Consider the following 21,076-nt stretch of genomic DNA (forward strand, 5'->3'; position numbering starts at 1 on the left):
AAGTGTTTGGTGGAGGATAGCGGGATCGAACCGCTGACCTCCTGAATGCAAATCAGGCGCTCTCCCAGCTGAGCTAATCCCCCATGATCTTAAATTGGTGGGCCGAGAAAGACTCGAACTTTCGACCCCACCCTTATCAAGGGTGTGCTCTAACCAACTGAGCTACCGGCCCCCATGCAAGAGAAACACTACTTTAAGAAGAGAAATGAGGACGGTCAACATTACCTGTATATTATTTAGAATAAAATTTTATTTTTATTCATCCTTAGAAAGGAGGTAATCCAGCCGCAGGTTCCCCTACGGCTACCTTGTTACGACTTCACCCCAGTCGCTGACTATACCGTGGTCAAGGGTTTGAAACCTTGCCTTAAGGTAGAACCAACTCCCATGGTGTGACGGGCGGTGTGTACAAGACCCGGGAACGCATTCACCGTGGCACGCTGATCCACGATTACTAGTAATTCCAGCTTCATGCACTCGAGTTGCAGAGTGCAATCCGAACTGAGGTATCTTTTAAGGATTTGCTTAACTTCGCAGTTTTGCTTCCTGTTGTAGATACCATTGTAGCACGTGTGTAGCCCAACACGTAAGGGCCATGAGGACTTGACGTCATCCCCACCTTCCTCCAGCTTATCACTGGCAGTTCTTTCAGAGTGCCCAACTAAATGATGGCAACTAAAAGTGAGGGTTGCGCTCGTTGCGGGACTTAACCCAACATCTCACGACACGAGCTGACGACAGCCATGCAGCACCTGTGTTTCGTCCGGCCGAACCGAAAACTCTAATCTCTTAGAGTCGCGACGAACATGTCAAGTGTTGGTAAGGTTCTGCGCGTATCTTCGAATTAAACCACATGCTCCACTACTTGTGCGGGTCCCCGTCAATTCATTTGAGTTTTAACCTTGCGGTCGTACTCCCCAGGCGGTGTGTTTATCGCTTTCGCTGCGACACTGAAAATAAATTTCCAACGTCTAACACACATCGTTTACGGCATGGACTACGAGGGTATCTAATCCTCTTCGCTACCCATGCTTTCGTTCCTCAGTGTCAGTAATGATCCAGAAAGCTGCCTTCGCAATTGGTATTCTTTCTAATATCTACGAATTTCACCTCTACACTAGAAATTCTGCTTTCCTCTATCATACTCTAGCTGAAAAGTTTTGATGGCAGTTCCAGAGTTAAGCTCTGGGATTTCACCACCAACTTTTTCAACCACCTACGAACTCTTTAAGCCCAGTAATTCCGAACTACGCTAGGTCCCTTCGTATTACCGCGGCTGCTGGCACGAAGTTAGCCGGACCTTCTTATTCGGGTACAGTCATTTTCTTCCCCGACGAAAGAGCTTTACAACCCAAAGGCCTTCTTCACTCACGCGGCATCGCTGCATCAGAGTTTCCTCCATTGTGCAAGATTCCCCACTGCTGCCTCCCGTAGGAGTTTGGGCCGTGTCTCAGTCCCAATGTGGCTGATCATCCTCTCAAATCAGCTATTGATCACAGTCTTGGTAGGCCATTACCCCACCAACAAACTAATCAAGTGCAGGCTCATCCAATGGTGCATAAAGCTTTCTCCGTAAAGACTTATCCGGTATTAGCACAAGTTTCCTCGTGTTATTCCAGGCCAAAGGGCAGATACCTACATGTTACTCACCCGTCTGCCACTAAGTATTGCTACTTCGTTCGACTTGCATGTGTTAGGCGTGCCGCCAGCGTACGTTCTGAGCCATGATCAAACTCTCAAGTTTAAAAACGGCGCACACTAGCTTCCATATAAATTCTAAGAATAAAATTTATATGATGTTGAAGTGTGTACGACAAATTTTGGTAACCTTAACCGTCCACACTTCTCTTCTTAAATTTTTACGTTTTAAATAGCTAATTGAGCAAAAAAGGCTCAATAACCCTCACTAATTTATTGTTTAAACAATAATTTTATTGAGAAAGTTCAGTGCTTATAGGCTAAAATTAATGGAAATCAAGCATTTAAGAGCAAAAAAAATTACAAAAATACATTATTTTAAAGGGTTTTTTTTGATTTTTGTCTACCCCTAAACTATTAATTGAACTTCTACTATAAATAAATGCTAAAAAATTTACAAAATAAAATTAAAAAAAATTTTGAAATTTTTGGGCTAATAATCTTAATTTTTTTTACAGCTATTTTTACAAGCTATTTTAACTATAAAAAAAATTTAAATGATAAAGTTTATAATAATTTTATTGATAACATTTATTTTAAAAAAACTTTAAGTCACTTAATAGACAATCTTGAACCAAAATATAAAAAAGTTAAACATAAGATTAGAGCTGGAGAAACCTTTGATAAAATTTTAGAAAGCTATTCAATTGAAAAATCTGAAATAAATAAAATTAAAAATTCTCTTAAAAAAAAAGTTAATCTTAATAAGTTAAATACAAAACAGATAATTCAATTTAGTCTTGATAAAACAAATAATAAAATTGAAGAATTTATATATCAAATTTCAAATACTCAAAAGATTTATCTAAAAAGAAACATTCAACAAGATGATTTTGACAAGGAGGTTGTCTCGATTAAATTAGAAAAAGAAATTATTTATAAAGAAAACTTAATTGAACAAAGTTTATATAAAGCAGCCACTGATCAAAAAATACCTGCAAATATAATTATAGAATTTGCAGGAATTTATGGATTTCAAGTTGATTTTCAAAGAGATATTCGAAAAAATGATAAATTTCAAATTATGTATGAAATTTTCTTAAATGAAAAAAATGATATTGCTGAAACAGGAGAAATTCTTTTTGCAAACCTTAAGTTAAGTGGACAAGATAATAATTTATATTATTTTGACCACAAAGATAGTCAAGGCCACTATGACCAAAATGGTAAGAGTGTAAAAAAAGCTTTAATGAAAACTCCAATTAATGGAGCAAGGCTCTCTTCATCATTTGGAATGCGAAAACATCCAATAGATGGTTACAACAAAATGCATCGTGGAACAGATTTTGCTGCTCCTATGGGAACACCCATAATGGCATCAGGTGATGGAATTGTTAAAAAAGCTGGTTGGTGTGGAGGAGGCGGTAACTGTGTTAAAATCAAACACAACTCAACATATCAAACTGTTTATGCTCATATGTCAAAATTTGCTAGAGGTATAAAACCTGGGGTAAGAGTTAAACAAGGTCAAACTATTGGTTATGTTGGCTCTACAGGTAAATCAACAGGTCCACATTTGCATTATGAAGTAATTGTAAATGGAAAAAAAGTTAATTCACAAAAATTAAAACTTCCCTCAGGTAAAATCTTAAAAGGAAAAGAAAGAAAACTATTTGAAACTAAAAGAATTAAGTTAGACGTTCTTAAATCTGAAAAAATACTTGGAATAAACTAAATTATTTCTACTTGGGATTTTGTTTCTTTTTGGATTTTATTTTCATCACCAGAATTATTAACTAAATCTTTATCATGGGGTTTTTTAGAATTTTCTGTATTTTCTTCAGAAACTTCAGAATTATTTTCAGAATTGTTTTCTAAAAACTTATCTTTTCTAAAGTTCTCTCTTTCATTAAGTATTCTCGTAAAGTGATCTGCGTGCTGTAAATAATTCTCAGATAAAATTTTATCTCCATTTGATAGAGCTTCCCTTGCTAAATCATTGTATTTTTCAATTAATTTTGGTGCATTATGATTATTTCTTCCAGGAGCTTTTCTCTTGAAATTATCGTTATTTGAAAAGTTAGAATTAAATTTCGGGGTATCACCATTAGATTTAAAACTTCTAGTATTTCTTCTAAAGCTACCTCTTCTATTGTTATTGTTATTATTTCTGAATGTTACCATACTTTTATTTAGTTATATTTTTGTACTAATTATACACCTATCATTATCTGCAAGATCTTTTTGGGTACTATCTATATAAAAACCTTCTTTTTTTAATAAATTTTTAACTTTATTTTTTTGATCAAATCCTATCTCTAAAATAAGTTTACCGTTTTTTTTTATCAGTTCAGAAGATTTTTTAATTACTTTTCTGATTTCTGATAAACCATCTAATCCACCATCTAACGCTAGTCTTGGCTCAAACTCAGCAACATCTTTTTCCAAATATTTAAACTTACATGTTTTAATATAAGGAGGATTAGATACGATCAAATCATATTTACCTAAATTGAATTTGTCAACATCTGATTTATATAATTTTAATCTAGAACTAACTTTCTGAGCTATTGCATTTTTTTTACTTATAATTAAACATTTTTTACTTAAATCTATACCGGTTCCACGAAAATTTTCTCTCTCCTTTAAAATTGATACAATAATACAGCCTGAACCAACACCTATATCTAAAATATTAATTTTACTTTTTTGTTTTGTTAATCTTAATATATTTTCAACAACCAACTCAGTATCAGGCCTTGGTATTAATGCGCCTTTTGTAATAAAAAACTCTGATTTCCAAAAAGACTTTTTTTTAATTAAATATGCTACTGGGTTTCCTAAAGATCTTTGTTCAATTAACTTATAAAAATTATTTAAATCATTTTTATTAATAGAATTACTAGAATTAAGTAATATATAATTCCTATCTTTATTAATCGTTTTTGCCATCAAAATTTCAGCATCTAATAGAGGGTTGGTTATAAATTTTTTCTTTAAAATTTTTGAACCCTCATTAATAGCCAAATTAATATTCATACATTATTTTAAATTGCTAAGACTTTCCTCTTGCGCTTGTAGTGTCAAAGATTCAATCATTTCATCAAATGCCTCTCCTTCTAAAAATTCATCTAATTTATGAAGAGTTAAATTTATTCTATGATCTGTAACTCTGCCTTGAGGAAAGTTATAAGTTCTTATTCTTTCTGATCTGTCCCCTGTACCAATTTTTGTCTTTCGATCTTGAGATCTCTCTTGGTCTATTCTTGACCTTTCCAATTCATATAAACGTGCTCTTAAAATTTTCATACCTTTGGCTTTATTTTTATGTTGTGATTTTTCATCTTGTTGAGATACAGATAAACCTGTTGGTATATGAGTAATTCTAACTGCACTATCTGTTGTATTAACCGATTGTCCACCTGGACCTCCTGCTCTAAAAACATCAATTCTTAAATCTGAGTCGTTAATTTTTAAATCAACTTCCTCGGCTTCAGGTAAAACTGCTACTGTTGCTGCCGATGTGTGTACCCTACCCTGGGTTTCTGTATCTGGAACTCTTTGAACCCTATGCACTCCACTTTCATATTTTAAAGTAGAATAAATATTACTTCCTTTAATAGAAGCTATAACCTCTTTTAAACCTCCTGCATCACTTCTTGAAATTGATATTAATTCTAAAGTCCATTTTTTTTTATGACTAACTTTTTCATACATTTTAAATAAGTCAGAAGCAAATAAACTTGCCTCTAAACCACCAGTTCCTGCTCTAATTTCAATAATCGCATTTTTTTTATCTGCTTCATCTTTTGGTAATAAAAATAATTTCAATTTTTTTTCATCAATTTCATTTTGTAAATTTAAATCAGTTAATTCTGTTTCAGCCATTTTTTTTAGTTCATTATCTGATGTTTGGTCATTTAAAATTTTCTCTAATTCCTGTTTATCTTTTTCAAAAGAAATATATTTTTTTGCAACATCTATAATTTCGTTAATATCTGAATACTCTTTAGATTTTTCTGCAAACAATTTTTTATCTATTTCCCCTGAAGAAAGTTCTTTTTCTAAAACTGAATGTTTTTCAATTAGCTCTTCAATTGTTTTTGATGGAATCATTTTTTTATTTATTTTCTATTTCTGCTGCCTTTTTTTCAACTTCTGAAATTACTTTATTTATAATCTCGCTAGTTAAAACTTTTTCACTTTGGACACCTGATAAATAAAGCATATTATTTCCTTTTCCACCGCCAGTTATACCAATATCAGTCAAAGCAGCTTCGCCTGGGCCATTCACAACACAGCCTATAATAGACAGCGTTATTGGGGTTTTTATGTGGGATAATTTTTCCTCAAGTATTTTTACCGTATCAATTACTTGGAAAGCTTGCCTTGCACATGATGGGCAAGATATAATTTTCACCCCTCTGTTTCTTAATCCTAAAGACTTTAAAATTTCATTTCCAATTTTAACCTCTTTTACAGGGTCATCAGATAAAGATACCCTTATGGTGTCACCAATACCATCCAAAAGAAGTGATCCAAGACCTATAGCAGACTTAACACTGCCAGTAACAAAACCTCCTGCTTCTGTTATTCCTAAATGTAATGGATAATTCATGACCTTAGAAAGTTGTCTGTAAGCTGCAATTGATAAAAATACATCTGAAGATTTAACACTTACTTTAAAATTAAAAAAATTTTCATCCTCTAAAATTTTTATATTTCTCAAAGCACTTTCTACCAATGCCTCTGGACATGGTTCTTTATATTTTTCAAGAATATCTCTTTCTAAAGATCCAGCATTAACGCCTATTCTAATTGAACAATCATTATCTTTTGCGGCTTTTAAAACATCATAAATTTTTTTTTTATCACCAATATTTCCTGGATTAATTCTTAGACACTTCGCACCATTTTCTGCAGCTTCAATTGCTCTTTTATAATGAAAATGGATATCAGCAATTACAGGAATTTGAACATTTTTGGTGATTTCTTTTAAAGCTTTTGAAGACTCTTCATCTGGACAAGACACTCTTACAATATCGGCACCTTCCTGATGAATTTCTTGAATTTGTTTTATTGTTGCCGACACATCAGTTGTCAATGTGTTGGTCATAGATTGTACTGAAATTGGATTATCCCCTCCAACTTTTACATCACCTACATTAATTACTTTAGTTTTTTTTCTATAAATATTTCTAAAAGGCCTAAGGCTCATAAATTTAATCTAATTTAAATTCTTTGTGTAAGACCGCTACAGCTTTTTTAACACTCTTAGAGGAAATAAGTACAGAAATTTTTATTTCAGAGGTAGATATAACAAGAATATTTATTTTTTTTGAAGCTAATGCTTGAAACATCCTATAAGTTATTCCAGGTGTAGTTATCATTCCCACTCCAATAATAGAAACTTTTGATAAATCTTTATCGAAAGACAATTTTTTATATGATATTGACTTATTTTTTTTTATTAATCTCTCTGTTTTTTTTAAATCCTCAGACTTAATTGTAAATGTTAAATCAGTTTCTTTTCCATTTTGAGAAATATTTTGAACAACCATATCAACATTAATTAAATTCTTAGATAATGGCCTAAAAATTGATGCTGCTACACCAGGTCTGTCCTTGACACCAATAATTGTAATTTTAGCATCATTTTTTGTAGAAGAAATTCCAGTTATAATTTGATTGCTGAAAATCTTTTTAGACCCAGTTATCAAAGTTCCACTTTTTGAAACAAAAGAAGATTTAACTTTGATATCAATTTTATTTAACTTTGCATCCTGAACTGAAGTAGGCTGCATTACTTTTGAGCCAAGAGATGCCATTTCTAACATCTCATCATAAGAAATTTTATTAATTTTTTTTGCTTTTTTATATTGTCTTGGATCTGTAGTATAAACTCCATCTACATCTGTATAAATTATACACTCATCAGCTTTAATAAATTTTGCGAGCATAATTGCTGTTGCATCAGAACCACTTCTTCCAATAGTGGTAATTCTAAAGTCATTGCTAACACCTTGAAAACCTGTGATTATAGGTATTCCACCTAAATTTATATATTTATTTAGTTCTTTAATACCTACTGAACTAATCCTTGCACTAGAGTGAGGACCATCTGTTAAAATAGGTAGTTGCCATGATGTCCAAGATCTTGAATTAAAACCATTATGTTTTAGTCTACCAGCAATAAGTGCGCATGATACTATTTCTCCAGTCGAAACTAATGCATCATATTCTGCTCTATCAAAATTGCTACTTATCAGTTTAGATTTATTTACTAACTCATTTGTCACACCACTCATTGCCGATGAAATAACTACTACCTTATTTTTTTTCTTTTTGTAAAAAGCAATAATTTTGCATACCTTTTTAATTCTATCTATAGTTCCTACAGATGTTCCACCAAATTTTAATACGATAGTTTTCATGCTAGCTTTAATTATTAATATTTAATAAATAATGGATAAAATACATCTAAATTATTATGTCAACTATATATCACAATGACTAGCGTAAATAAAAAAGAAATAGATAAATTTTCTAAAATGGCTGATGAATGGTGGGATCCAGAGGGTAAATTCAAACCACTTCATAAATTTAATCCAACAAGAATAAAATATATAAAGGAAAATATTATTAATAACTTCAAATTAAAAAATAAATTCAGACCTTTATCAGGAATAAATATTTTAGATATTGGGTGTGGCGGAGGGTTACTATCTGAACCAATGTCAAAGATGGGAGCAAAAGTAACTGGTATCGATGCATCTGATAAAAATATAAAAATTGCAAAACTTCATTCAAAAAAAAATAAACTAAAAATCAATTATTTATGTTCGTCACCTGAAAAACTTAAAATTACAAAAAAATTTGATGTTATTTTAAATATGGAAATTGTTGAACATGTAGAGGATGTAGATTTTTTTTTAAAGTCTTGCTCAAAACTTTTAAAAAAAAATGGACTAATGTTTGTTGCAACAATAAATAAAACTTTAAAATCTTATATTTTTGCAATTGTTGGAGCAGAGTATGTTTTGAAATGGCTACCAATTGGAACACACGAATGGGAAAAATTTGTTAAACCTGAGGATCTTAAAAAAATTTTAATTAAATATGATTTATCACTCAATAAATTAGAGGGTATGAATTTTAACTTCATTAAGGATGAGTGGAGTATTTCTAGGGATTTATCTGTAAACTATATAGCAAAGTTTATTAAAAACTAATTTTCCTTTTCGTCTATCCAAGGGATCAATTGAGCGTCTATACCTTCTTCTTTTAATTCTTTTAAATCTTCTTTTGATGCACTACCATAAATACCCTTTGATTTTTTTTTACCATTATAATGTATTGATCTTGCCTCATAAGCAAAATTATCACCAACATATTTGAAATTATCTTTAATAAATTTTTGATAATCTTTTATTGTTTTTTTTACTTTATTATATTTCTCTAAATTTATTTTTTCGTCATTTTTAAAGTTTTGACTAATTAATTGAGGTGCCATAATTGTTTTTTCAACTTTGACTGAATTGCACTTATGACAGTTCAACAGTTTTTTCTTTTTTAATCTTTCATATTCATTTGAGGATGCAAACCAACTATCAAATTTTAAATCACATTCTTTACAAAAAAGTTTATATTTAATCATGATTATTAGTTAATAATACAATTTGAATTTTAAATAAGTTAACTTCTATAATCTGCATTAATTTCAATATATTTTTTAGTTAAATCCATCGTATAAGCAGTAAAGTTTTTCTTTCCCGTAAAAGTTTCAATATTTATTTCAATATTTTCTCCTTTCATATAATTTGCTGTTTGCTTTTCATCATAACTTTGATCTAATTTTCCACCCTCCACAATTTGTATAGCTCCAAACTTTATTGATAACTTATTTAGATTAATTTTAGGCCCTGCTTTACCAATTGCCATTATAATTCGCCCCCAATTTGGATCTTCTCCAGCAATTGCAGTTTTTACTAATGGAGAATTTGCAATTGATAAAGCAATTTTTTTTGCATCTATCTCATTTTTACATTTACTAACATTTATTGTAATAAATTTTGACGCTCCCTCTCCGTCTGAAACAACCCTTTTAGCTAAATTCAAAAGTACATTATTTAGTGCTTTGTCAAAATTTTTGATTTTATTTTCATTTATACTTTTCACTTGATAATTTTTAACTTCATTAGTTGCAAAAATAGTGGCCATGTCATTAGTACTAGTATCCCCGTCACATGAAATAGCGTTAAATGTATTGGTTATATTTTTCTTTAATAACTTTGCTAAAATGTCATTAGACAAAGTTGCATCTGTAAATATATATGCGAGTGTTGTTGCCATGTTTGGGTATATCATTCCTGATCCTTTAGCAATTCCATATATTTTTACTTTTTCACTTCCAATATTACATTCTTCCATTGCTAATTTTGGTTTTGTATCAGTAGTCATAATTGCAAGTGCTGCCTTCATCCAAATAAATTTATTTTGAGTATAACGAATTTTTTTAATTAAATTTGCAATATTATTTAAAATTTTTTCACATGGAAAAATTTCTCCAATAGTACCCGTACAACCAAAAATTATATTTTTTGCAGAAATTTTCTTAGGATTATCTTCATCTTCTTGTTGTTTTTTATTTAATTGTTTTGCAGTTAAATCTGCTATTTTTTTTAAACTTTCATAACCTTGTTTTCCAGTGAAAGCATTGGCATTTCTTGTATTTACAATAAGGGAATATATTTTTTTTGGTCTTTGGTTAATATTCCATTTTATATTTTCAGATACTATTTTTGACTGAGTATAAACTGAAGCATAATTAGCACCTTCTCTGAAATAGAACATTGTTAAATCATCTCTGATATCTTTATATAAATTTGCAGAAACAACTGAAATTGAAAGACCATCTAAATGATCAAGATCTTGAAAATCAATCATTTTCGTATTTTTTGATTGAGATGATAAAAAATTTGTTAAATTAATTCCCATATTGTTTAAATTATTTATTTAATACATATATTAAACAATATAAGTAAAGAATAAATCAAATAGTAATGTTTAACCCATTAAATTTAATAACAAAATTTATCAAATCTAGTAATCAAAAAGAGCTAGATAGAATTGGTAAAATTGTTGAAAAAATCAACTCACACGAGGAAGATTTTAAAAATTTAAATGACGACGACTTTCCAAAAAAAACTAATGAATTTAGAAATCAGTTAAAAGATGGAAAAACTTTAGACGAGTTACTTCCTGAAGCTTTTGCTTTAGTTAGAGAGGCTGCAAAAAGAACACGTAACGAGAGACACTTTAATGTCCAGTTAATTGGAGGTGTTGCTTTGCATGAGGGCAAAATTGCTGAAATGAGAACTGGAGAGGGAAAAACTTTAACAATAACATTAGCTGCTTACTTAAATGCCTTAAGCGAAAGAGGTGTTCATATAGTTACTGTTAATGATTATCTTGCAAAAAGAGACTCCATAGAAATGGGGGAGATATATAATTTTGTAGGTCTAACTTCCGGATTTATTAATAATTATCAAGATGATGCTGAACGTAAAAAAAATTATAATTGTGATATCACTTATGCAACTAATAGTGAATTAGGTTTTGATTACTTAAGAGATAATATGAAATTTTCTGAACAACAGATGGTTCAGAGAGATCATAATTTTTCGATAGTAGATGAGATAGATTCATGTTTGATAGATGAAGCAAGAACACCCCTGATAATTTCTGGTGCAGCTGAAGATAAAACTGCTCAATATCTAGCAATTGATAAACTAATTAAAATCTTAAATAATAAAGATTTTGAAATAGATGAAAAAGAAAAAAGTGTTTTATTAACAAATGATGGAATTAATAATGTTGAAAAACTTTTTTCTAACGCTGGTATTTTAAAAAATAATAATTTTTATGATCCAGAAAATTTACATTTAGTTCATCATGTTAATCAAGCTTTGCGAGCAAATCATTTATTTGAAAAAGGTAGAGACTATATTATTAAGGATGGAAGCCTTAAAATTATTGACGAACTTACTGGAAGAATTTTAGAGGGAAGACGTTTTGGAGATGGTTTGCATCAAGCATTAGAAGCAAAAGAAAAAATTCAAGTACAGTCTGAAAATCAAACATTAGCCTCAATTACTTATCAAAATTATTTTAAACTTTATAAAAAATTATCTGGTTGTACTGGTACAGCCGCTACAGAGTCTGAAGAGTTTTTTGAAATTTATAATCTGCCCGTTGTTGTTATTCCAACAAATAAAGAAATGATTCGAAAAGATTTCAATGATTTAATTTTTAGAACAGAAAAAGAAAAGAATGATGCAATTATAGAAAAAATAATTGAAAGAAACAAATTAGGTCAACCTATTTTAGTATTTACCTCAAGCATTAATAAATCTGAAGTTTATTCAAATTTGTTAAATCAAAAAAATATTAAACATGTAGTATTAAACGCAAAAAATCATGAAAATGAAGCAGAGATAATTGCAAATGCAGGAAAAGAAAATTCATTAATTATTACAACAAGTATTTCTGGAAGAGGAGTTGATATTCAGCTTGGTGGTAAGAAGGGCTCTATTCCAGAAGACCAACTTAAAATAGATAAAGATAAAATTAAATCATTGGGTGGTTTATTTGTAATTGGCACAGAGAGAATGGAGTCTAGAAGAGTTGATAACCAGGCTAGAGGAAGATCTGGAAGACAAGGAGATGAAGGTAGTTCAGTATTTTACGTTAGTCTAGAAGATGATTTAATGAGAATTTTTGGATCAGAGTCTATGAATAGTATGCTAGAAAAACTTGGGCTTAAAGACGGTGAAAGTATTGATCACCCATGGATTAACAAAGCATTAGAGCGAGCCCAACAGAAAGTAGAGGCTAGAAATTTTGATATAAGAAAAACACTCATCAAATTTGATAATGTTCTTAATGATCAAAGGCACGTTGTGTTTTCACAAAGAAAAAATGCAATGAATAGTGAAAATATCTTTGATTATTCAGATGAATTTTTAAAAGAAATATCTGATAATTTAATTAAGTTAAAAATTTCAAATTTATCTAATCCTAAAAGTAATGAATTTAATAATAAAACTAAGCAAATAGTTGGAAAAAGCTTTGAAGAAAACGAATTTAAGGATTTAATTGAAACTAAAGATAAAGATTTCAGAGAAAAGATTTCTAATAAATTTCAAGAAACTAGAAAGGAACGGATTAAACTTCTAGGGGAAGATCATGCAAAAGAAATTGAAAAAAGAATTTTTCTTCAATCAATTGATTTAAACTGGAAATCGCATATTCAATATTTGGAGCAATTAAGACAAGTCATAGGTCTAAGATCTTATGGTCAAAGAGATCCTTTAGTTGAATATAAAAAAGAAGCATTTGAATTGTTTTCAAATCTTTTAGAAAAATTAAAATTAGATTATGTAACTATTTTAATGAACTTAAAAGTTGTTCTTGAGTCAAACCAGGAAAATGAAAACAAACAAAACGATATTTCTAAACAAATTTCAAACAATAAAAAAATGGGAAGAAATGAACCATGTTTTTGTGGATCTGGAAAAAAATTCAAGCATTGTCATGGTGCTTTATAAATTTAAATAAATAACAGAATTAAAGAAATTAAAATTAATCCGCCAGCAATAGCTGATAATACTTTTTTTGATTTTAAAATTTTATCAAAATTATTTTTCTTAACAGTTAATGTGCTTAGATCCTCAGTACTAGTCATAAAACCATCGTTTCTTCCAATTTTAAGAAATTTATTTTTTCTCTCATTCATTATTTCTTCAGAAGATAATTCATCAAAATAATTTAAATTTTTTGTTAAAATTTCTCTCACGTTATTTAATATAATATCTCTATCTCTATGCGCACCACCTAAAGGTTCTTCAATTATTTCATCAATAACTTTTAATTTTAATAAATCTTTAGCTGAAAGTTTCATAGCTTTCGCAGCATCAAGCATTTTTTTTGGATCTCTCCATAGAATAGTTGCACATCCCTCAGGGGATATTACTGAATAAATTGCATTTTCTAGCATAAGGACTTTGTTCGATGAAGCTAATGCAATTGCTCCACCAGAACCACCCTCACCTATAATTATTGCAATTGTTGGAACTTTAAGCTCCATACAGCATTCGATTGATTTTGCAATTGCTTCGGCTTGTCCTCTCTCTTCTGCTCCTACACCTGGATATGCTCCTGGAGTATCAATAAAAGAGATTATAGGAATATTAAATTTGTTTGCTAAGTTCATTAATCTTATTGTTTTTCTATAACCCTCTGGTCTCATCATCCCAAAATTTCTCTCAATCCTACTATCTAAATCTTCTCCTTTTTCTTGACCTATTACTAAAACAGATTTTCCATTTAACTTTGCAAATCCAGTTAATACCGATTTATCCTCTCCATAATATCTATCCCCAGATAATGAAATGAAATCTTCAAACAAATTATCAATAAAAAATTTTGCTTTAGGCCTATCTTCATGACGAGCAACCATAGTAGTCTGCCAAGGATCTAGATTAGAATAAATATTTTTTAATTTTTCATCTATTTCTGTTTGAGTGCTTGAAATTTTTTGAGTATCGACTTCTGATAATCCCTCTTGATTGTAAGGATCTTTCAATTTTTCTAGTTCGTTTTCTAGATCTTTAATTTCTGTTTCAAAATTTAGATAATTTTTCATATTTTATTTATAGCGGATGGTTAAAATACAAAAAAGGCAATAAAATGATATTAAATAAGGTGTAATTCTTATTAATTGACTTAAATCATTTAACAGATACAAATTCATTATCGGGAGAGACTATTTATAGCGCCGAAGGAGCAACCACCCCGGAAACTCTCAGGCAAAAGGACCGATTAAAGCATAACACTCTGGAAAGAGATTGATTTCCGCCGAAGGAGTAAAGCTCTCAGGCAAAAATACAGATGGGGTACGAATTAAGTGCTATGCAAGAAAAATACATTAAAATTAATAATCTTCAGGTATCTGAAAAGCTATCAAACTTCGTAAATGATGAATTATTAAAAAATACAAATGTATCTTCAGAAAATTTTTGGTTAGGTCTAGAAAAAACACTCGATGAGCTTGCGCCAAAAAATAAAGAATTAATTAAATTTAGAGAAGAATTGCAGAAAGAAATAGACGATTGGCATCTCAAAAATAAAAGTAAAGAATTTAATTTAGATGAGTACAAAAAATTTTTGTTAGAAATTGGTTATTTAAAAAACGAAGGACCTGATTTTAAAATAGAAACTGAAAATGTTGATGAGGAAATTGCGAGTATAGCTGGACCTCAGTTGGTTGTGCCTGTAATGAATGCAAGGTATGCATTAAATGCTGCAAATGCAAGATGGATGAGTTTATATGATAGTCTTTATGGTACAGATGTAATTGAACAGTCTGAAGACAGCGTATCTGAACGGTATGACCCTTTAAGAGGTGAAATGGTTATAAAATATGGAAGAAATTTTTTAGATAAGTACTTTCCATTAGCTGGATTAAGTTGGAATAAAATTACAAGTTTTGCTGTAAAATATGGGAAATTAAAAGTTTTAAAAGGTGCTGATATTTTTGATTTGGAGGACGAAAATAAATTTGTTGGGCACCGAGGCGAAAGCGATAATCCGTCTGCAATTATTCTAAAGAATAATAATTTGCATATTGAAATTCTAAAAGACTCAAGAGCTTTTGCTGCTCAACAAGATCATGCGGGTATAAGTGATATTATACTAGAATCTGCAGTGTCTACAATTTGTGATAACGAAGATAGTGTAGCAGCCGTTGACTCAGAGGATAAAATTATTTGTTATCGAAATTGGCTAGGTCTAATGAAAGGAGACCTCAAGTCAAAATTTGAAAAAGAAGGAAAATTGTTTGAAAGAAAATTAAATCCACACAGAAGCTATATCTCAAAAGATGGGAAAGGCTTAAAGTTACATGGCAGAAGTCTTTTACTTGTAAGAAACGTTGGTCATCTAATGACTAACTCTTCAATTTTATTGAGTGATGGAAGTGAAATACCTGAGGGTATTATGGATGCATTTATAACCACAGCAGCTGCATTACATGATATTAAAAACAAAAATAATTCAAGAACTGGATCAGTTTATATTGTAAAGCCTAAAATGCATGGTCCAGATGAGACTGCATTTACCGATTTAATTTTTTCTAAAGTTGAGGAAGTTCTAAATTTACCTAAGTATACCTGTAAGATCGGTATTATGGATGAAGAGCGAAGAACATCTGCAAATTTAAAAGAATGTATTAGAAGTCTTAAAAATAGAGTTTTTTTTATTAATACTGGATTCTTAGATAGAACTGGTGATGAAATGCATACCTCAATGGAAGCCGGTCCTATGATTAAAAAAGGTGACATGAAATCATCTAAATGGATTACTGCATACGAAAACAACAATGTTGATATTGGTTTAAGTTGTGGATTTTCTGGTAAAGCTCAAATTGGAAAAGGAATGTGGGCAATGCCCGATAAAATGAAAGATATGATGGAGCAAAAAACAGGACACTTAAAAGCAGGTGCAAACTGTGCGTGGGTTCCTTCTCCAACAGCAGCTGCGCTACATGCTTTACATTATCATGAAATAAATATTTTTAACGAACAAAAAAAATTAATTGATAGAGAACCAGCTAAGCTTGATGATCTCTTAACAATCCCAATAGCAGATAGACCTAATTGGTCTGTAGAGGACATAAATAAGGAAATTTCAAACTCTGCACAAACTTTATTGGGATATGTTGTAAGGTGGGTAGATCAAGGTGTTGGTTGTTCTAAAGTGCCAGATATTAACAACATAGGTTTGATGGAAGACAGGGCCACTCTTAGGATTTCATCTCAGCATATAGCAAACTGGATACATCATGGAATTACAACAAAAATACAAGTAACTGAAATAATGAAAGAGATGGCAAAAATAGTAGACGATCAGAACAAAGATGATCCACTATATGTTAAAATGAGTAATGATTATGAAAATTCTATAGCATTTCAAACTGCTTGCGATTTAGTGTTTAAAGGTAAGGAGCAACCTTCAGGTTATACCGAACCATTACTTCATTTAAATAGATTGCAAAAAAAATCTAATCTGAGTTCGAAACCAAATTAGATCGATTTTTAAAAGCAGAAAATAAAGTCCCATCATCTAAACTTTCAATCTCTCCTCCAACTGGTAAACCTTGTGCTAATTTAGTAATTTTAACATCTAAATTTTTTAGACTATCTTGGATGTAGTATGCAGTTGTTTGACCTTCAACAGTTGCACTAGTTGCAAGAATTACCTCTTCGATTTTATCTCTATTAACTCTTTCAACTAATGAATTAATTAATAAATCTTCTTTTCTTTGGCCAACTGAGGAAATTGTTCCTCCTAAAATATGAAAATAGCCCTGAAAGATATTTGAATTTTCAATCGACCATTGGTCTGCAATATCCTCTACTACACAAATTTTATTATATTTTTCTTTTGTATTCTCACAATTTAGGCAACCATTTGAATTTGACTTTAATGCACCACATGAATTGCATCTAACCACATTTTTATAAACCTGTGCCAATGTATTTGCCATAGGTTTTACAAGTTCGTCACGATTATTTATTAATTTTAAAACAATTCTTTTTGCTGATTTGGGACCTAAACCAGGAAGTTTTGAAATTAATTTAATTAATTCTTCTATCTCACTGATGTTTTGCATCTATTATAAAGGCCATTTAAAACCAGGAATTCCAAAACCTCCCGTTGCTTTTGAAATTTCCTCAGTTGTTTTTGATTTAAGTTGAGATTTAGCACTATTATGTGCTGCAACAATTAAATCTTCAATAATGGTTTTGTCCTCTTTCATAATTTCATCAGATAACTTAATTGTTTGCATTTCTCCCTCTCCATCCAAAATTATCTTTACAGAGTTTGAGCCCGAAACTCCTTCAACTCTAATTTCCTTAATCTTTTGTTGGCTTTCTTTCATTTTTGCCTCAAGTTCTTTTGCTTTGTCTAAAATTTTACTAAAATCAGTCATTATCAACTTCATCTTTCTTTGAATTTACATCTATTAATTCGACATCAGGAAATTTATCCATCATACTTTTAAATATCTCAGAATTTTTCATTTCATCTATTAATTGTTTTTTTACATTTTTTTCTTTGTCTTTTACTGACATTTGCCCTTTTAATTTACTAAATGTAATAATCCATCTTTCACCAGTCCACTCAAAAAGTTTTGATGATAAATCTTTCACAAAATCTTTGTCTAAACTTTCATTAAAAGATATTTCAATTCTATTTTTTTCAAACTTTACAAGGTTAACATTTTTTTCTAACTCATATTTTAGTTTAATCTCCTTTTTTTTTGCACAGATTTCGATTAGATCATCGAATTCATTTATATTAATTTTATTTTCTGCTTTAATATCTGTTTGAACTTCTGGTTTAGTTTTTTCTTCCTGTGTTACATTCTTAATTTGATTGACTATTTTAGAGGTTAATTCAGTTTCTGTATTATTAACTAAATTTTCACTCTTCAATTCAACCTCAACTTTTTCAATTTTATTTTCTAATTTTATAGAACTTAAATGCATTAGTCTTATTAAAAACATCTCAATTGAAAGGTGTTGATTAGAAACTATGTCCATCTCTTCGAGAGAAGAGATGGTAAATTGCCAAAATAATATTAATACCTTTGAATCTATTTGATTTGATAAATTTTTAATTTTAGAAAATTCTTCGTCATTTAATGAAAAGTTTGTACTTTCTAAAGTCAATGAATTAATATTTTTAAAGTAATAAAGCAACTCTAAGAAATCATTAATAAAAACCTTTGGTTCAACACCTTGGTCATAAATTTTTCTATAAATATTTATTACCTTTGTTTCTTCACCTTTTAAAATTAGCTCAAACAAATCGATTAATTGAGATTTATCAAAATATCCAAAAATTTTCTGAGCTGAATTTAAATCTAATTCTTTTCCTTCATCCAAACTTAATAATGCTCTATCCAATAATGATAAGGCATCTCTAACAGAACCTTCTGAAATTTTTACTATAAGCTTCAAAGCATCATCTGTAACTCTTCCGTTTTCCTTATCCTTAATTTTTTTTATAAAATCTAACAATTCTGATGATTTGATTCTAGATAGATCAAATCTTTGACATCTAGATACTACTGTAATTGGAATTTTTTTAATTTCTGTAGTTGCAAAAATAAATTTTAGATATTCTGGTGGTTCCTCTAAAGTTTTTAATAAAGCATTAAATGCTTGTTTGCTTAACATATGAACTTCATCAATAATAAAGATTTTATATTTGGCCGAGGTCGGTCCATATCTTGAAAATTCTATTAAATCTCTTACGTCATCTACACCAGTTTTGCTTGCTGCATCCATTTCAAGCACATCTATATGACTAGATTCACTTATTGATTTGCAACTTTCACAAAAGTTTTCTTTACATAAATTATCGATACCATTTGAACAATTGAGTGCTTTAGCAACAATTCTTGCAGTAGTAGTTTTTCCTATTCCCCTTATTCCAGTGAACAAATATGCATTAGGTATTTTGTCAGCCTTTATCGAATTGGTAATAGTTTCCGCAACAACCTCTTGACCTATAAGATCATCAAAGTTAGCGGGTCTGTATTTTAATGCTAATACTTTTGAGTTATTATTCATGTATCTAAAAGGAGACTAGAACCTGAATAACTGTCTCTACGACTGCTTCCGTTAAGATCTGGTCGGGTTCAAGCAGCATCCACCTCTAGCCTCCATATCTATTATAGCAGTTAAAATTTCTAATCTACAAGAAAAGATTCTTATTTTTTTTGTCTCAAGTTATCTGCTTCGAAAACACCTAGAACGTGAAAATCCTCACAATGTAAGCCTAGCTCTTCAAGAGATTTCTGAACTTTTGGATCTTCTATGTGTCCATCCAAATCACACAAGAAAAAATAAGAGTCAAAACTATTTTTTTCTGGATAACTTTGTAGTTTAGTTAAATTTACACCATTAATAGCAAAACCTCCTAGTGACTGGTAGAGAGCAGCTGGCTTACTTTTCAATTTGAATAAAAAAGAAGTTATATACGTTTTATTTTTAAATTCTGGTTGAGAAATATTTTTTCCCATAACCAAAAATCTTGTCAAATTTCCACTTTCGTTTTCTATATTTTTTTTAACAACTTCTAATCCATAAATTTCAGCACTCAATGAAGATGCTATAGCTGATTGCTTAATATCTTTTGTTTTAGAAATCATTTCAGCAGATCCAGCCGTATCTGCTCTAATATGTTCTGCTAAATTATTTTCTTTTATAAATTTTGAACACTGAGACAATCCTTGAGCATGTGAGTATACTTCTTTTATATCTTTTAATTTAGCACCAGGTTGTCCTAATAAGTTGTGTTCAATTTTTTGAAAATGCTCTTTATAAATATTTAGCCTATGTTTAAATATTAAATATTCAATTCCAATATTACCAGTAATTCTATTTGACTCTGGAATTATAATTCTGCTATCTGGTTCTTCAGATGCTTTGTTAAAACACTCATCAAAAGTTTTACATGGCAAGATCTCAGACTTGGGATCAATTGAAAGAGCCGCTAAATGAGAATATGCACCAAAAGTTCCTTGAAAATAAATTTTACTCATCAATTCTTATATTCCATTATTTTTTTCAAGGCTAGATAATCTTCCTCAGTATCTACTCCTATTGGAGATGACTTAGCAAGTGAAACATTGATATCAATATTGTTATCTAATGCTCTTAACTGCTCTAATCGATTTTCTATTTCATTTTTGGATTGATCCAAGTGAACAAATTTTTCAAGACAATCTCTTGAATAACAATAAATTCCAATATGGTGATAAATATTATCTACCTGCTCAGATTTTCTTGAAAAGGAGATTGCCTTTGGAAAATGATCCTCTTCTAGGCTGTTTTCAGTGATGACCTTAACAATATTTTCATTCTTGAATTTTTTAATATCTTTTATTTTTGCGGCAAGAGTTCCTAAATTAGAATTATTTTTTACCATTTTGTCATTCAAACTTACTATATCTTGGATATCTATAGCTGGTTCATCACCTTGTAAATTCATAATAAAATCAACATCCTTAATATTTGATTTTTTAAGTGCCTCATGAATTCTATCTGTGCCTGTTTTGTGTTTATTACTAGTCATAATAGCGTTGAAACCATTTCCTTTAACATCATCAATAATTTCCTGATCCTCTGTAGCTACAATCACATCTCCAATATTGGCCTCTTCTGCTCTTTTAGATGCATGTGAAATAATTGATAAACCATTTATTTTTAGCAAAGGTTTGCCTGGAAGCCTTGTAGCGGACATCCTAGAGGGTATAATTACTAAAGTTTTCATTAAATTTTCAAATTATTATACTCATTAAACA

General features: G+C 30.2%; 17 protein-coding genes, 2 tRNA genes, 1 rRNA gene and 1 riboswitch. Of the genes, 4 read left to right on the top strand and 16 right to left on the bottom strand.

Annotation, left to right across the window (positions count from 1 at the left end; translation table 11 throughout):
• Nucleotides 1-7: 7 nt before the first annotated feature.
• The 3 genes from DT059_RS01840 to DT059_RS01850 all read right to left on the bottom strand — a co-directional run bounded on the left by DT059_RS01840 (nt 8) and on the right by DT059_RS01850 (nt 1,744).
• A tRNA-Ala gene (locus DT059_RS01840) sits at nt 8-83 on the bottom strand.
• Nucleotides 84-95: 12 nt separating this feature from the next.
• A tRNA-Ile gene (locus DT059_RS01845) sits at nt 96-172 on the bottom strand.
• 97 nt (nt 173-269) lie between these two features.
• Nucleotides 270-1,744, bottom strand: a 16S ribosomal RNA gene (locus tag DT059_RS01850).
• Between the two features lie 336 nt (nt 1,745-2,080).
• Here DT059_RS01850 and DT059_RS01855 point away from each other — a divergent pair.
• On the top strand, nt 2,081-3,373 hold the full coding sequence (locus DT059_RS01855; RefSeq protein ID WP_145596276.1) for a M23 family metallopeptidase: 1,293 nt from the start codon (nt 2,081-2,083) through the stop codon (nt 3,371-3,373).
• Here the strand turns inward: DT059_RS01855 and DT059_RS01860 are convergent.
• The 5 genes from DT059_RS01860 to DT059_RS01880 are packed head-to-tail and all read right to left on the bottom strand — an operon-like array spanning nt 3,370 to nt 8,072.
• Nucleotides 3,370-3,822 carry a DUF4167 domain-containing protein gene (locus DT059_RS01860; RefSeq protein ID WP_145596277.1) on the bottom strand — a complete coding sequence of 151 codons (453 nt, stop codon included), beginning with the start codon at nt 3,820-3,822 and terminating at the stop codon, nt 3,370-3,372. The genes DT059_RS01855 and DT059_RS01860 overlap by 4 nt on opposite strands.
• A 12-nt stretch (nt 3,823-3,834) precedes the next feature.
• A complete protein-coding gene (prmC, locus tag DT059_RS01865; RefSeq protein ID WP_145596279.1) occupies nt 3,835-4,677 on the bottom strand; it encodes a peptide chain release factor N(5)-glutamine methyltransferase in 843 nt (280 codons plus the stop codon).
• Nucleotides 4,678-4,680: 3 nt separating this feature from the next.
• The gene (gene prfA / locus DT059_RS01870) at nt 4,681-5,754 is read right to left on the bottom strand and encodes a peptide chain release factor 1 (protein WP_145596281.1); all 1,074 of its coding nucleotides are present in this window, start codon (nt 5,752-5,754) and stop codon (nt 4,681-4,683) included.
• A 4-nt stretch (nt 5,755-5,758) separates the two neighbouring features.
• Nucleotides 5,759-6,856 (bottom strand): flavodoxin-dependent (E)-4-hydroxy-3-methylbut-2-enyl-diphosphate synthase, encoded by a 1,098-nt coding sequence (gene ispG, locus DT059_RS01875; protein ID WP_145596283.1) that lies wholly within the window; start codon nt 6,854-6,856, stop codon nt 5,759-5,761.
• Nucleotides 6,857-6,860: 4 nt separating this feature from the next.
• Nucleotides 6,861-8,072, bottom strand: coding sequence for an aspartate kinase (locus tag DT059_RS01880; RefSeq protein WP_145596285.1), 1,212 nt, complete (start codon nt 8,070-8,072; stop codon nt 6,861-6,863).
• Nucleotides 8,073-8,147: 75 nt separating this feature from the next.
• Between DT059_RS01880 and ubiG the strand changes: the two genes are divergently transcribed.
• Nucleotides 8,148-8,870, top strand: coding sequence for a bifunctional 2-polyprenyl-6-hydroxyphenol methylase/3-demethylubiquinol 3-O-methyltransferase UbiG (gene ubiG, locus DT059_RS01885; protein ID WP_145596288.1), 723 nt, complete (start codon nt 8,148-8,150; stop codon nt 8,868-8,870).
• Here the strand turns inward: ubiG and DT059_RS01890 are convergent.
• Nucleotides 8,867-9,295: a DUF1178 family protein gene (locus DT059_RS01890; RefSeq protein WP_145596290.1), complete on the bottom strand. Its 429-nt coding sequence runs from the start codon at nt 9,293-9,295 to the stop codon at nt 8,867-8,869. The two genes, ubiG and DT059_RS01890, sit on opposite strands and share 4 nt — an antisense overlap.
• A 38-nt stretch (nt 9,296-9,333) precedes the next feature.
• Complete coding sequence (argJ, locus tag DT059_RS01895; RefSeq protein ID WP_145596292.1) at nt 9,334-10,635, bottom strand: bifunctional glutamate N-acetyltransferase/amino-acid acetyltransferase ArgJ; 1,302 nt, start codon at nt 10,633-10,635, stop codon at nt 9,334-9,336.
• A gap of 65 nt (nt 10,636-10,700) precedes the next feature.
• Here argJ and secA point away from each other — a divergent pair, with 65 nt between their 5' ends.
• A complete protein-coding gene (gene secA / locus DT059_RS01900) occupies nt 10,701-13,247 on the top strand; it encodes a preprotein translocase subunit SecA (protein WP_145596294.1) in 2,547 nt (848 codons plus the stop codon).
• 2 nt (nt 13,248-13,249) lie between these two features.
• On the opposite strand, the gene DT059_RS01905 is transcribed toward secA, so the two are convergent.
• Entirely contained in the window at nt 13,250-14,344 is a 1,095-nt protein-coding gene (locus DT059_RS01905; RefSeq protein WP_145596296.1) for an acetyl-CoA carboxylase carboxyltransferase subunit alpha, read from the bottom strand.
• A gap of 101 nt (nt 14,345-14,445) precedes the next feature.
• A riboswitch (glycine riboswitch) is annotated at nt 14,446-14,529 on the top strand.
• A gap of 60 nt (nt 14,530-14,589) precedes the next feature.
• Here DT059_RS01905 and DT059_RS01910 point away from each other — a divergent pair.
• Nucleotides 14,590-16,785 (top strand): malate synthase G, encoded by a 2,196-nt coding sequence (locus DT059_RS01910; RefSeq protein WP_145596298.1) that lies wholly within the window; start codon nt 14,590-14,592, stop codon nt 16,783-16,785.
• Here the strand turns inward: DT059_RS01910 and recR are convergent.
• From recR to kdsB, 5 genes are all read right to left on the bottom strand, one after another.
• Nucleotides 16,760-17,371: a recombination mediator RecR gene (gene recR / locus DT059_RS01915; protein ID WP_023854366.1), complete on the bottom strand. Its 612-nt coding sequence runs from the start codon at nt 17,369-17,371 to the stop codon at nt 16,760-16,762. The two genes, DT059_RS01910 and recR, sit on opposite strands and share 26 nt — an antisense overlap.
• A gap of 3 nt (nt 17,372-17,374) precedes the next feature.
• Nucleotides 17,375-17,692 (bottom strand): YbaB/EbfC family nucleoid-associated protein, encoded by a 318-nt coding sequence (locus DT059_RS01920; protein ID WP_145596300.1) that lies wholly within the window; start codon nt 17,690-17,692, stop codon nt 17,375-17,377.
• The gene (dnaX, locus tag DT059_RS01925) at nt 17,685-19,340 is read right to left on the bottom strand and encodes a DNA polymerase III subunit gamma/tau (RefSeq protein WP_145596302.1); all 1,656 of its coding nucleotides are present in this window, start codon (nt 19,338-19,340) and stop codon (nt 17,685-17,687) included. The genes DT059_RS01920 and dnaX overlap by 8 nt, the downstream gene beginning before the upstream one ends.
• Nucleotides 19,341-19,480: 140 nt before the next feature.
• Nucleotides 19,481-20,314, bottom strand: coding sequence for a prephenate dehydratase domain-containing protein (locus tag DT059_RS01930; RefSeq protein ID WP_145596303.1), 834 nt, complete (start codon nt 20,312-20,314; stop codon nt 19,481-19,483).
• Nucleotides 20,314-21,045, bottom strand: coding sequence for a 3-deoxy-manno-octulosonate cytidylyltransferase (kdsB, locus tag DT059_RS01935; RefSeq protein ID WP_145596305.1), 732 nt, complete (start codon nt 21,043-21,045; stop codon nt 20,314-20,316). Before kdsB ends, DT059_RS01930 begins: the two co-directional genes overlap by 1 nt.
• Nucleotides 21,046-21,076 lie beyond the last annotated feature (31 nt).

The sequence above is a fragment of the Candidatus Pelagibacter sp. FZCC0015 genome (genome assembly GCF_007833635.1).
In the GTDB taxonomy this organism is placed as follows: Bacteria; Pseudomonadota; Alphaproteobacteria; order Pelagibacterales; family Pelagibacteraceae; genus Pelagibacter.